This is a genomic window from Gracilibacillus lacisalsi DSM 19029, assembly GCF_000377765.1.
Classification (GTDB): Bacteria; Bacillota; Bacilli; order Bacillales; family Amphibacillaceae; genus Gracilibacillus; species Gracilibacillus lacisalsi.
In genome coordinates, this window is the sequence record NZ_KB898664.1 from 202,078 (window position 1) to 215,737 (window position 13,660).

The following is a 13,660-nucleotide window of genomic DNA, read 5'->3' on the forward strand; positions in this document are numbered from 1 at the left end:
ATGAGTTTTGAGTTAGAATTAAATAAGTTATTTGAACAAATAGCTCAACATGTAAATGATATAATTCCGGTGGAATGGAGCGAGTTTTATTTCAATGGTGAAGTGAAGAATAAAGAAGGTGGAGTGTTCTTCTTTTTTACCCTAGCTAATAATAAGGATGAACCTGTTTATTCACATGATATCCCAGATTTATTTCAAAAAGATGAGAGTGTGTACGATGAAGAACTTCATAAGCTGTTTGAACTGACTGTTCAACTGCAACAAATATTCATTGATAATGATCAAGAGCCTTGGTTTTCTGTTACCATAATAGTTAATGATTCAGGTAAGTTAAATGTACATTTTGATTATACTAATTGGCATGATAGCGAATTTGGTCCGGCGGATAGAATTGATTATTTTGAGTATAAATATTTAAGTAGTGATAAAGGTGATCTAGATTTAATTAAGAGAATGGAAGAATTTGAAAAAAATAATACTACTGTTGAATAAAGTACTTGATAGCATTTTCACCAGTTCGATATGATTAAAAAATTGATATTATGTACTTTCACAAAAAAATTATAAAAAGTCTACTTAGAATTTTGATGGTAAACTTATATTTGTTTATTCAAATAATGAAGAACCAATAACGGGTTCGAGAAGTAAAAGAAAATAATTTATTAAATAAACCTTGATTAGCTAAATGCCATTCAAGGTTTAATTTTTGAACAACGGACGTTATCTTCTTATAATTAAGCATCCATTGCTAACACAGCGAATATATTACCGGGAGAAACAAGATAGATGGGAAGCTAAATACTTGAAGGAAGTTCATTTAATCTGTGGTTTACTTTGTAAATGAGGTCTGATGCTTTAAATTCTAAAGGGTAGATAAATAATAGGGAAATTAAACAAACCAAAAGCAAAAGTATTAGCAGTCAAAATCTCGTTTTTTGTTATTATAGTTGAATTAGGAGGTTTTATATTGGCAAAAGAATTTGAAGATTATTTGTCTGAACTACAAACTGACATGGTAGCAATTAGTCTAGAGTATGTAGAAGATAGAGCTGATGATATTTTTATTTATTGTTCATATGAACCAGAGGCTTATTACCTTGATGTTTTTTTTAGACTTCAAGGGAAGCTTGTTTTGAAACATCAGCTAAATGATGTACCTGGTGATTTTACTTATGACACTTCAACTGAGAGACAACTAGCTTTACTACGTATTGGTGTTCAAAATTTAGAGGAAATTCATAAAAAATGCAAAGAATACGGAAGAGACATGCCAACTGAAATAAAATTACATTATAATGTGAAACAAAACTCCTTAAAGGCAAACTATAAATATGATCTAGTTTATTCCAATGATGATGAATTATTGCCTGATGATATTTTCGATAACTGGTTTGAGGAAGTAAAAGAAAATAATGAATAAACTATACCTTGATGGGGCTAAATGCCTTTCAAGGTTATTTTTTAATGATGATCGACACAGCGTGATGATTATACAACATACATCGGATCGGTTTTCATTTTTTCACCGCCTGAAAACCTCCATTGATCAAAGCCTCTCTTCATATACAGAAACTATACTTCGAAAAACAATACCGTAGTATATGTATAATTCCCTCCAAAAAGGAAAGGATGAAAAATAAAAATGGAAAAGTGAGGGAATGTTAGTGATTTGTCCGAATTGTCGCAGCAAGAATATCGGAATTATCGGTCCTGAGCAATATTATTGCTGGGATTGCTTCATTGAATTATCTGTCCAAAATGATATGCTGCATTTGCATGAAGTAGAAATGGATGGATCGTTAAGCTCATTAGATGATTTATTTTCTGATGAGGAAAGACGTGTAGAAAGGTAATGAAGTCCAATCAAGCCAAAATTCGTCTCGTTCTGCAACTGATTATTCTTTGCTTAGCAGTTCTGTTTCTCTATTTAATGTACATCCTGTTTCCGTTCTATAAGCACGTGCTTATTGTCATTTTACAGGTGTTGGCACCATTTTTAATCGCAGGATTAATCGCATATCTATTACATCCAGTTGTCGAAAAACTTCATCATTTTCGTATTCCAAGGCCATTGGCTATTATATTCATATATATCCTTTTTTTCGCACTTACTGGGTATGGTATTTATATATCCTTTCCAATGTGGATGAAGCAACTACAGGAAATGCAACAGAATATCCCGCAATATGTAGATGCTTATCGCACATTTATCTATGATATTTATGATCAAACATCATTTCTGCCAGAGGGATTTCATGATCATTTAGACCAACTCTTTGAAAATATTGAAACAACATTAGGGGAACAGTTTACCAACCTATTGAAAAATATCCCTTTGTTGTTTGATATTTTTGTCATGGTAGCAGTGATCCCCATTTTAGCTTTTTACTTTCTAAAGGATTATCAGAAATTGCAGAGAAGCATACTAAGAATGATCCCGCAAAAATATCAAGCTTTCACGAAAAAATTAGCACATGAAATGGAAGAAAGCCTTGGTCAGTATATTCGCGGTCAAATATTAGTCTGTTTTCTCGTAGGCTTAGTGAGTTACTTTCTGTTAAGATGGGTTGGGATGAATTATGCAGTTGTGTTGGCAACGATTATTGGTTTCACCAATTTCATTCCTTATTTTGGACCGATCATAGGAGCTATCCCTGCTGTGTTAATTGCCTTTACCATGTCAACGAAAATGGTGTTATATGTACTGTTGGTCGTGATAGCAGTCCAAATAACAGAAGGTAATCTACTTTCACCATTTATCGTAGGAAAAAGCATTCACATACATCCTGTGTATTTAATTTTGGCATTATTTATTGCAGCAAAGACCGCAGGAGTGGTTGGGATGATTTTTGCAGTTCCATTCCTAGCTGTTGCTAGAGTAGCAGTGCCTTTGATGGTTAGACAAGTGAAAGCAATTGACAGATAGCCTAAAGTTATCTATAATATGCTAGCGAAGTTAAATAAATCAAAAACGATGAAAAACCTGAGTACTGGATTATCGTTTCAAAGAGAGGAATTTCCGTGGCTGAAAGAAATTCTAAATGCTCTGATTCAGGAAGCTAGTTTGAAGTGCAGCGAAATACTGCCGGTTCCATCACCGTTACTGATGTTAAGGTGACAGTCACGTTGACTGTAATTAGGGTGGTACCGCGGATATAACTCTCGTCCCTGCTGATTAAGGCAGAGATGGGAGTTTTTTTATTGGAAATTAAGCAAATAAACGGAGGCGATTAATCATGAAGCATTTAACATCTGCTCAAGTGCGACAAATGTTTTTAGACTTTTTTAAAGAAAAAGGTCATGGTATTGAACCTAGTGCATCATTAGTACCAAAAGATGATCCGACATTATTGTGGATCAACAGTGGTGTGGCAACTTTAAAAAAATATTTTGATGGTCGAGTAGTACCAGAAAATCCTCGTATTGCCAATGCACAAAAATCAATTCGTACGAATGACATTACCAACGTAGGTTATACAGCAAGACACCATACTTTCTTTGAAATGTTAGGTAACTTCTCGATTGGTGACTATTTCAAGGAAGAAGCAATCGATTTTGCCTGGGAATTTTTAACCGGTGACAAATGGATTGGCTTTGATCCGGAGAAACTATCGGTTACCGTACACCCGGAAGATGAAGAAGCATATGTGCTATGGCGTGATAAAATCGGCTTACCCGAAGAACGCATTATTCGACTAGAAGAAAACTTCTGGGATATTGGGGAAGGTCCTAGTGGGCCAAATACCGAAATTTTCTATGACCGTGGCGAAGGATATGGTAATGATCCAAATGATCCGGAACTGTATCCAGGTGGTGAAAATGAACGTTATTTAGAGATCTGGAACCTAGTGTTTTCACAGTTTAATCATAATCCGGATGACACATATACCCCATTACCGAAGAAAAATATTGATACCGGGATGGGACTTGAGCGTCTAGTTAGTGTGATTCAAGATACGAAAACAAATTTCGAAACAGACTTATTTTTACCGATTATAAAAGAAACAGAAAAGTTCGCTAATACTACTTATCAAGCAAAAGAAGAAACAGATGTGGCATTTAAAGTGATTGCTGACCATATTCGTACTGTAACATTTGCGGTGAGTGATGGCGCATTACCTTCAAATGAAGGTCGTGGCTATGTATTGCGTCGTCTCCTGCGTCGTGCTGTGCGCTATGCTAAACAAATCGGAATAGAGAAGCCGTTTATGTATCAGCTTGTTCCGACGGTAGGAGCAATTATGGAAGCTTTCTATCCAGAAGTGAAGAATAAAACAGACTTTATTCAAAATGTGATTAAAACAGAGGAAGAACGTTTCCATGAAACATTACAGGAAGGCTTACAAATCTTAAACACGATCATTGAACAAGAGAAGGCGAAAGGAAATAAAGTATTCCCGGGTGAGGAAGTCTTCCGCCTTTATGACACGTATGGATTTCCAAAAGAGTTAACAGAAGAGTATGCAGGTGAAGCAGGATTTACGCTTGACGTGGCAGGATTTGAACAAGAAATGGCCAAGCAACGTGACAGAGCACGTAATGCTCGTCAAAAAGTCGATTCCATGCAAATTCAGGATGGCGTATTAAATGAAATCAACGCAGAAAGCTCTTTTGTAGGTTATGAATACTTACAAGCAGAAACAACGGTACTAGAAATGGTTGCTGATAAAGATCGAGTAGAATCTGTAACAGCAGGAAGTGAAGCATACGTTATCTTAGCTGAAACACCTTTTTATGCTGAAAGTGGTGGTCAGATTGCTGATAAAGGTACGATCTCCTTTGACGGTGGACATGCAGAAGTACAAGATGTACAGAAAGCTCCTAACGGACAAAACCTTCATCGTATATTGATTCAGGAAGGTACGCTAACAAAAGGACAGGCTGTAAAAGCACAGGTTGACAAAACCTCCCGTCAGTACATCATTAAAAATCACACGGCAACCCACCTCTTGCATCAAGCATTAAAAGATGTATTAGGCGAACACGTTAATCAAGCCGGTTCATTAGTAGCGAGTGAGCGTCTTCGTTTTGACTTCTCTCATTTTGGTGCGGTAACAGAGCAAGAAATTACCGAGATTGAACAGAGAGTCAACGAGAAAATTTGGGCTTCTATTCCGGTATCCATTAGTAATAAAGGAATTCAAGAAGCTAAAGAAATGGGTGCTATGGCCTTATTTGGCGAAAAATACGGCGATATTGTACGTGTAGTCCAAATCGGTGATTATAGTATTGAGTTATGCGGTGGTTGTCACGTTCAGAACTCTGCCGAAATTGGTTTATTTAAGATTGTTTCGGAAGCAGGAATTGGCGCAGGTACCCGAAGAATCGAAGCAGTAACAGCTAAAAGTGCTTATCAATATGTGAATGGTAAACATCAATTGTTACAAACTGCTGCCAATCAACTGAAAACAAAAGAAGACCAAGTACCTGAACGTATTGAACATCTATTTAATGACATGAAAGAACAAAATCGTCAAATTGAATCATTACGAGCCAAGCTTTCCCAATTAGAGGCTTCATCGATCCTTGATGATGTTCAAGAAGTAAATGGAGTAAACGTGTTAGCGAAAAAAATGGATGTTTCTGATATGAATCAATTGCGTCAAATGGTAGATGAAATGAAACAAAAATTAGAATCAGGTATTATTTTGCTTGCTGCGGTCAATAATGACAAGGTACAGTTAGCATCAGGAGTTACCAAGGATTTAGTAGCGAAAGGGTATCACGCTGGAAATTTAATTAAAGAGACTGCTAAGATTTGTGGTGGAGGCGGTGGAGGCCGTCCAGATATGGCACAAGCTGGTGGTAAAGATGCGACTAAATTATCAGAAGCTCTTGCTTATGTAGAAAAATATGCGCAAGAGGTACAATAATTTTGGTAATTTTTATTAATAGAAGGTATAATAGATAGATACAAATCGTTGTAATATTATTTGGGGGTGCTTCCATGGATGGAATGGACAAGACAATGAAATTTGATTTTTCTGAAGAGCCCATTGAGCAGAATGTGGAAGAAGTGTTGTTGTTAGTGCATAATGCGCTCGAGGAAAAAGGATATCATCCAATCAATCAAATTGTTGGATATTTATTATCAGGTGACCCGGCTTATATTCCACGACATAAGGATGCACGAAATTTAATAAGGAGAATTGAGCGCGATGAAATCATTGAAGAATTAGTCAAGTATTACATTAGCGCCAATAACAAGAAATGACAAAAGTATTAGGACTAGATGTAGGATCAAAAACGATCGGTGTGGCGATCAGTGATGCATTAGGGTGGACTGCCCAAGGTTTAACAACGATTCATTGGCAGGAACCAGATTATAAATCGGTACAAGATACGTTTAAACAATTGATCGATGAACATACTATAGAAAAAGTCGTCATTGGCTTACCTAAAAATATGGATGGTTCAATCGGCTTTAGAGGTGAAGCATCGCAAGATTTTGCGAAGTTCATAAAAGATACCTTTTCAAAAGAGGTTATTCTTTGGGATGAACGACTCACAACAATGGCTGCAGAGAAGGTTTTATTAGAAGCGGATATGAGTCGTTCGAAACGCAAGAAAGTTATTGATAAGATGGCAGCCGTCATGATTTTGCAAGGTTACTTGGATAGTCAACCATGAAGGAGGATTACAAATGGCACTAGAAGAAAAAGAACGTATCATCATTCCTGATGAAAATGGCGAAGAACATTTATTTGAAGTTCTGTTTACATTTGATGTCGATCAGACACAAGAATCTTATGTAGCAGTAGTACCAGCTGAACAGAAAGAAGACGAAGAAGTAGAAGTATTCGCATTCCGTTACGAAGAGAAAGAAAACGACGATGATCTTGCCCTGTATCACATTGAATCTGACGATGAATGGGACATGGTCGAAGAAGTATTAAACACAGTAGCAGAAAACGATCTAACAGAATAAAAAGAACAAAACTGACTGGGTTTGCCGGTCAGTTTTTTTTATTGTTGTCTAGCTCTTTTGCGAATTGACTTCTTCTTAACCCTTGTTTACTATTAAGTAATCTCATTGACTATGGCCTCCTTGGTGGGTGGTAGATTGAGTTAAACTTGGTTAAGTACTTCAATCGTAGCATAGTCATTGGGACTTTTAGTGTTTGAATATATTATTTCATACACCAGGAATTTATAAATCTTGGGGAAGTGGATAACATGTAGGCAATTTGTCTAGACGCGCTCACGTGATTTCTTTATCTCCGTTAATTCTGAAGTCACTATGTTTTTAAGCGGGCGCTCTACGCATTGAATTCAACTGGTTACAATGGAATGCTATTTCGCAATAAACGAGAGCATTTTCGCATTAAACAAATGCAATAATGATAAAAAGGTGAATTTTTTAAAAGAGGTAAGCTAATATATTTAGCATTCATCGAACTATGATAAACTAACTTCTTACGCGGAAAACTGTTGATTTGCATGGATAGATTTCCTTGTTAATTAACCTTTACACGGAAATCTTACAGTTTAATTTGGCTGTTTTCCTCGTGAAACGGGCTTTTCTCAGTTGATTCTAAAGTTTAACGGGTGCACTAAGCCTTTTCTCGTTTGGAAAGAAAGAATAAAATTGGTGCATCAACCGGATAACCTCGACTCCGGCTGTCCACTTTTCTTTCTGTGGGTTTTGCCCCTTCAGCTAGCTTTTTTCGAGTCAAAACCATTCGACAAAGTGGATCTTCAGGTCAGATCCAATGTAGTGATATTTATTACTCCCTTTTTTCCCTAATGTTTCCCTTTTGCAAAATTTGTAGTATAATATATCGGGTGAAAGGGGAGACCTATATGAGTAATGATAAAAGTAAAGAAAAAGAAGAGAAAAACAACAAGTCTAAAAAGAAACTTACATATAAAGAAATTTCTCAAGAACGGGCGAAAGAAGCTAGTGTTGCACGAAAAATTATCTTAATTGTATTTATCGTGTTAACAGCGATTATCATAATTGGTGGCTTTAGCGGTTATAAGTACGTAAAAAAAGGTTTATCACCAGTTGATCCGGACAGTGATGAAACGGTCAATGTTACGATACCATTAGGATCATCAAGCTCAGATATTGCTAATATATTGGAAGATGAAGGCATTATCACCAATAGTTTGATCTATCGTTTTTACGTTAAATTTAATAATGCTGCTGATTTTCAAGCAGGGGATTACAGTTTGTCACCTTCTATGACGTTAGCAGAAGTGACAGAAGCCCTAGGAACAGGATCGCTTCAGCAAGAAGCACAATTACGTGTTACAGTACCGGAAGGTAGAAATATTGAAGAAATTGCATCCATCTATCAGGAACATGCAGGTATCGACAGTGAAGAATTTTTAGAAAAAATGACAGATCAGTCGTATATCGAAGGTTTGATCGAACAATATCCAAATGTATTAACCGAAGAGATCTTAGCAGAAGATATTGTTTATCCATTAGAAGGATATTTATTCCCGGCGACATATGAATTTTATACGGATGAACCTACTATCGATGATATCATTACCCAAATGCTCAATAAAACCAATGACGTTGTTGTTGCATACTATGACCAGATAGATGCATCAGATCTCTCCATCCATGAAGTGATTACTTTCTCATCTTTAGTAGAGGAAGAAGCACCATCAGAAGAAGATCGAAGAGAGATTGCGGGTGTGTTTAATAATCGATTGAACGAAGGTATGAAATTACAAACAGACCCAACAGTTATCTATGCCCATGGGGAGCATATTTCAAGATTAACGTATGATCATTATGAAATAGATTCACCATATAATACGTATCAAGTACAAGGATTACCAGTTGGTCCAATTGCTAACTTCGGGGAAAGCTCTTTATCTGCAGTGCTTGATCCTGAAGAAAATAACTACTTATACTTCTTAGCAGATTCAGATGGAAACGTACATTATTCCACTACGTATGAAGAACATCAAAACCTGGAAGATAAGTATATTCATAACGAGGAATAGCAAAAGCAGGGGGTAACTGCCCCTGCTTTTTACCTTGTTTTAGAAGGGAATGACAAAAAATGAATCATACAGATGTAATCAAATATCTGGATACAATAACGCCAAACCAAACTGGTTGGGGTTACCAATTAGAGGAAGAAGCGGAGCAAAATCATGTACCGATAATGGATAAACAAGGAATTGCTTTCATCCAACAATTAATTCGTCTCCATCAGCCAACCAAAATACTTGAAATTGGCACTGCAATCGGGTACTCTGCTTTAAGAATGTTAGAAGCAAAATCTGATGCCCAAATAGTCTCGATCGAAAGAAACCAGGAAATGTATGATCGGGCGGTAAAAAATATCCATGCGCAGAATCAAGAGGAACATATTGATGTTATTTTTGGGGATGCTTTAGAGGTAGATGAAAAAGTTGCAGCAAAAGGACCATTTCAAATGATTTTTATCGATGCAGCAAAAGGGCAATATCGCCACTTTTTCGAAAAATATGAACAAACACTTGCTGATAAAGGCATGATTGTGACTGATAACGTCCTTTTTAAAGGATGGGTTGTAACTCCTGAAGAAGCGCCGAAAAGGTTACAAAAGCTTGCAAATAAAATAGATCAGTATAATCAATGGTTATTGCAGCATCCGGCTTATCATACTACTATTTTGCCGGTTGGAGATGGTGTGGCAATCAGTGTGAAAAAGTAAAAGTAGAGGTGCACAACATGAGTAAGAAAAAACCAGTTATAATCGGAGTTGCAGGTGGGTCGGGATCAGGGAAAACCTCTGTAACAAAAGCTATTCAAAATCGTTTTACAGATCAATCCGTGCTTGTGATTGAGCAAGATTATTATTATAAGGATCAGTCAGATATTCCAATGGAAGAACGACTGCAAACAAACTATGATCATCCGTTAGCTTTTGATAATGATCTCTTAATTGAACATATTAAGAAGTTATTAGAGCATCAGCCAGTAGAAAAGCCGGTATATGATTACACGATCCATACTAGATCTGACGATGTGATTCCAATTGAACCAAAAGATGTTATTATTATTGAGGGGATATTAATTCTCGATGACCCTAAGTTGATGGAATTAATGGATATAAAGGTTTTTGTTGATACAGATGCAGATTTACGTATTATTCGTCGCTTATTACGGGATATTAATGAACGAGGAAGATCGATTGACTCTGTGATTAATCAATATATCCAAACCGTACGTCCTGCACATTTACAATTTATTGAACCCACTAAACGATATGCAGATGTCATTATTCCTGAAGGTGGACAAAACGTGGTTGCAATTGATTTATTAGCAACAAAAATCGAAAAGATATTAGAGCTTGAATAAAAACCCAACGTTCCAATCAGGCGCTCTGCGCTTTTCTTAAATACTATAAATAAAACTATTGAAAAAAATGAAAAAATTTGAGATAGTAGTGGTTAGTAAATAAAGCATTTACATAATGTTAAATGCTGTAAAAGAGTGTTCTTTTTTAAGCAGATATCATACAATGTAAAGGGTATTTGCATAAACTGATTCAAAGCAGTAGATTGAAGGAGTGTAGGATCATGCCAGAAGAAAAAGAGTTTTACATGACAGAAGATGGTTTGAAAAAATTAGAAGAAGAATTGGAATATTTAAAAACAGAACGAAGACAAGAAGTTGTAGAACGCATCAAAATTGCCAGAGATTTCGGTGATTTATCCGAGAACTCAGAGTATGATGCAGCTAAGGATGAACAAGCTTTCGTTGAATCTCGAATTGTACAAGTAGAAAATATGATTCGAAATGCAGTTATTATTAAGGATGAAGATGCAAACCCTGATGTTGTATCATTGGGTAGAACCATCACATTTCAGGAATTGCCTGATGGTGAAGAAGAGAGCTACACTATCGTTGGTAGTGCAGAAGCAGATCCTTTCGAAGGAAAGATTTCCAATGATTCTCCTATCGCCAAAAGTTTATTAGGTCACTCCATTGGAGAAGAAGTGGTGGTACCGACCCCAGCTGGTGATATGAACGTAAAAATAATTAGTGTACAGTAAGTTAGTAATAAAAATGGATGTCTGTTAAAAATAGACATCCATTTTTCATTAATGAATAATATAGTGGTATGAAGCTAGTTTATCGCTCCTAGGTTAACACGCATTAAATGTTAGAAGAAATTAATAACGGTTTAAGTTCTTTTTCAATGAAATATTCTTTGTTCTTAGCGAGTATAAATTGAAAGACAAGCTCTTCCGTAACAGAACAGAATTGCAGCGTGGTGTCATCGAGAAAATGAATAAATAAGACCTGGTTCTCTTTATCATAGCTAATTGATTCAAAGGTAGTTAGTTGCCATAAATTGCGATCAAACGTAGTCGTTCTCAACATAGCACACGCTCCTTACTTTTTCTTTCATTTATTATATTCCATATCTATGGACAAACTCCTGCAAGTATGACAAAAAAAGAAAAAAATCGATCGATTTTCCTAAAAATAGGGCTTGTCATGGTGAAAGAAAATAATCTTTAGTATAATTACGATTGGGAGGGTGGAAAAATGGCGGATGAATTTGGAAGAATTACAAGAAAAGATAGGTTTGAGAAAAAAAGAACCAACACAAAAGCTATTACATGGTTAAGTATTGTTGGTGGAGTCTTAGTTATTGTGATCATTTCACTTATTGTTTTTGGTGGAGGTGATCAAGACGCACCAGTAGCCAATGATGATGAAGAAAATAATGATACAGAAGAGATCCAAGGTGAGGATCCAGATGAACATACATTAGCAGAAGACCAGGATGAATTGGAAGTGGAAGAGGAAGAATTGGAAGTAGAAGAGAATGAAACAGAAGAAGAGGAGAAGGAACAAAATAATGAAAGTGTTCAGCTTAATGAAGTAGAATCAGATGATGAAAATGTTAGTTATGCATATGAAGGAAATTGGGAGCCAATTGGTACGGAACAAGAAGAGCCTCATACGACAACATTTGAGAAAGAAACGGTTGACTGGCAGGAAATGATGAAAGCTGTGGAAGTAGCTACAAGTATTCCGACAGATGAACAGGTTACCTGGTGGTTTGGCCGAGCTGGGGATCAGAGGGTAGAAGCAACTGTTTCACCTAGATCAAATCAGTCTGAAACGTACCGTGTGACAATGCAATGGGTGGAAGAACAAGGATGGCAACCACTCTTAGTGGAAGAACTAATTGAAAATAAACACAACGGCAATTCGAATGATAATGAAGATGGAACAGAGGAAGAAGGAACAAGTACAGAGTAGGAGGATGAAACATGATAGGTATCATTGGCGCAATGGATGAAGAAGTAGAACTACTTAAGGAAAAAATGGAGATAACAGGAACAGAAAGAATTGCCAATAGTGATTTCTTTGTCGGTAAATTAGAAGGCAAAGACGTAGTATTATTAAAATCAGGTATTGGCAAAGTGAATGCTGCGATTGCTACGACTATTTTATTTGAAAGATATCAGCCTGACTATGTGATTAACACTGGATCAGCAGGTGGGTTTCATCATGACCTAGAAGTAGGGGATATTGTCATATCGACGGAGGTAGTACATCATGATGTAGATGTAACTGCATTTGATTATGAGTATGGCCAAGTTCCGGGCTTACCTGCATTATTTCAAGCAAATCCAATATTAATCGAAAAAGCTATGCTCGCCGCCAAACAATTAGATGGAATAGAAGCAATGAAAGGCTTAATCAGTACGGGAGATGCATTTATGCAAGACGAAAAGAAAGTTCAATTCGTTCGTGAAAAATTCCCAGAAATGATTGCAGCAGAAATGGAAGCAGCAGCGATTGCACAGGTATGCTACCAGTACTCCAGACCATTTGTTATTATTCGAGCACTATCAGATATAGCTGGGAAAAATTCTTCGGTATCATTTGATTCCTTCCTTGAAAAAGCAGCGACAAATGCAGCGAAAATAATTATTGATGTTGTTAGAAATACGAATAAGAAATAGCTGTCGAAACTTCGACAGCTATTTCAGTTCATTGCGGTAATACTCATGAAACACTTTCATCAAAGCTCTTTTTTCAATACGAGACACATAACTGCGCGAGATATTTAATTTTTTGGCAATTTCTCTTTGTGTTAATTCATCTGTCTTTCCTAATCCAAAACGGTCAATTATCACTTCTTTTTCCCGTTTATCTAACACCCGTAAGTATTTTTGAATCTTTTTTAACTCCATATGCAATTGAATCGCTTCGGTAATATCTTCGTTCTCCGCTTCTAAAATATCAATCAGACTGATTTCATTTCCTTCTTTGTCTTGACCAATCGGGTCTTGTAATGATACATCTTTTTTTGTCTTTTTCATTGCTCTTAAATGCATGAGAATTTCGTTTTCGATACATCTTGCGGCATATGTGGCTAATTTAGTCCCTTTGCCACTGGAATAGCTCTCTATGCCTTTAATAAGGCCAATGGTGCCAATCGAAATTAAGTCTTCAGCATCTTCTCCGGTATTTTCAAATTTCTTGACAATATGTGCTACTAATCTTAAGTTGTGTTCAATTAGTTTGTTGCGAGCATTTTCATCGCCTTCCTGCATTTTTTTAATCATCTCTGCTTCTTCATCTGCAGGTAGTGGTTGTGGAAAGGTATTGTTTTTTACATAGGCAACGAAAAATAAAGCTTCTTTAATAATCGCCAAAATCCCGAACAATATTGACAAT

At 36.3% G+C, this 13,660-nt stretch carries 16 protein-coding genes and 1 other annotated feature; of the genes, 14 read left to right on the forward strand and 2 right to left on the reverse strand.

Annotated elements, in window-relative coordinates; translation table 11 throughout:
• The 12 genes from D569_RS0105980 (at nt 1) to greA (ending at nt 11,010) form a co-directional block, all read left to right on the forward strand.
• Nucleotides 1–492: an immunity protein YezG family protein gene (locus D569_RS0105980; protein WP_018931497.1), complete on the forward strand. Its 492-nt coding sequence runs from the start codon at nt 1–3 to the stop codon at nt 490–492.
• Between the two features lie 475 nt (nt 493–967).
• Entirely contained in the window at nt 968–1,420 is a 453-nt protein-coding gene (locus D569_RS0105985; RefSeq protein ID WP_018931498.1) for a hypothetical protein, read from the forward strand.
• A gap of 238 nt (nt 1,421–1,658) precedes the next feature.
• On the forward strand, nt 1,659–1,853 hold the full coding sequence (locus D569_RS0105990; protein ID WP_018931499.1) for a hypothetical protein: 195 nt from the start codon (nt 1,659–1,661) through the stop codon (nt 1,851–1,853).
• A complete protein-coding gene (locus D569_RS0105995; protein ID WP_018931500.1) occupies nt 1,853–2,926 on the forward strand; it encodes an AI-2E family transporter in 1,074 nt (357 codons plus the stop codon). Before D569_RS0105990 ends, D569_RS0105995 begins: the two co-directional genes overlap by 1 nt.
• A 39-nt stretch (nt 2,927–2,965) precedes the next feature.
• Nucleotides 2,966–3,173, forward strand: a binding site (T-box leader).
• Between the two features lie 63 nt (nt 3,174–3,236).
• A complete protein-coding gene (gene alaS, locus D569_RS0106000; RefSeq protein WP_018931501.1) occupies nt 3,237–5,873 on the forward strand; it encodes an alanine--tRNA ligase in 2,637 nt (878 codons plus the stop codon).
• Nucleotides 5,874–5,947: 74 nt separating this feature from the next.
• On the forward strand, nt 5,948–6,214 hold the full coding sequence (locus tag D569_RS0106005; protein WP_018931502.1) for an IreB family regulatory phosphoprotein: 267 nt from the start codon (nt 5,948–5,950) through the stop codon (nt 6,212–6,214).
• Nucleotides 6,211–6,630 carry a Holliday junction resolvase RuvX gene (gene ruvX / locus D569_RS0106010; RefSeq protein ID WP_018931503.1) on the forward strand — a complete coding sequence of 140 codons (420 nt, stop codon included), beginning with the start codon at nt 6,211–6,213 and terminating at the stop codon, nt 6,628–6,630. The genes D569_RS0106005 and ruvX overlap by 4 nt, the downstream gene beginning before the upstream one ends.
• A gap of 13 nt (nt 6,631–6,643) precedes the next feature.
• On the forward strand, nt 6,644–6,928 hold the full coding sequence (locus D569_RS0106015) for a DUF1292 domain-containing protein (RefSeq protein WP_018931504.1): 285 nt from the start codon (nt 6,644–6,646) through the stop codon (nt 6,926–6,928).
• Between the two features lie 875 nt (nt 6,929–7,803).
• On the forward strand, nt 7,804–8,967 hold the full coding sequence (gene mltG, locus D569_RS0106020; RefSeq protein WP_018931505.1) for an endolytic transglycosylase MltG: 1,164 nt from the start codon (nt 7,804–7,806) through the stop codon (nt 8,965–8,967).
• 59 nt (nt 8,968–9,026) lie between these two features.
• Entirely contained in the window at nt 9,027–9,665 is a 639-nt protein-coding gene (locus D569_RS0106025) for an O-methyltransferase (RefSeq protein WP_018931506.1), read from the forward strand.
• A gap of 17 nt (nt 9,666–9,682) precedes the next feature.
• Nucleotides 9,683–10,312 carry a uridine kinase gene (gene udk / locus D569_RS0106030; RefSeq protein ID WP_018931507.1) on the forward strand — a complete coding sequence of 210 codons (630 nt, stop codon included), beginning with the start codon at nt 9,683–9,685 and terminating at the stop codon, nt 10,310–10,312.
• 221 nt (nt 10,313–10,533) lie between these two features.
• Nucleotides 10,534–11,010 carry a transcription elongation factor GreA gene (greA, locus tag D569_RS0106035; protein ID WP_018931508.1) on the forward strand — a complete coding sequence of 159 codons (477 nt, stop codon included), beginning with the start codon at nt 10,534–10,536 and terminating at the stop codon, nt 11,008–11,010.
• Between the two features lie 103 nt (nt 11,011–11,113).
• Here greA and D569_RS0106040 read toward each other — a convergent pair whose 3' ends face one another.
• A complete protein-coding gene (locus D569_RS0106040) occupies nt 11,114–11,341 on the reverse strand; it encodes a KTSC domain-containing protein (RefSeq protein ID WP_018931509.1) in 228 nt (75 codons plus the stop codon).
• 168 nt (nt 11,342–11,509) lie between these two features.
• Here D569_RS0106040 and D569_RS22600 point away from each other — a divergent pair, with 168 nt between their 5' ends.
• Entirely contained in the window at nt 11,510–12,232 is a 723-nt protein-coding gene (locus D569_RS22600; protein ID WP_018931510.1) for a YrrS family protein, read from the forward strand.
• Between the two features lie 11 nt (nt 12,233–12,243).
• Nucleotides 12,244–12,942 carry a 5'-methylthioadenosine/S-adenosylhomocysteine nucleosidase gene (gene mtnN / locus D569_RS0106050; protein ID WP_018931511.1) on the forward strand — a complete coding sequence of 233 codons (699 nt, stop codon included), beginning with the start codon at nt 12,244–12,246 and terminating at the stop codon, nt 12,940–12,942.
• Between the two features lie 18 nt (nt 12,943–12,960).
• On the opposite strand, the gene sigK is transcribed toward mtnN, so the two are convergent.
• Nucleotides 12,961–13,659 (reverse strand): RNA polymerase sporulation sigma factor SigK, encoded by a 699-nt coding sequence (sigK, locus tag D569_RS0106055; protein ID WP_018931512.1) that lies wholly within the window; start codon nt 13,657–13,659, stop codon nt 12,961–12,963.
• Nucleotide 13,660: the final 1 nt, after the last annotated feature.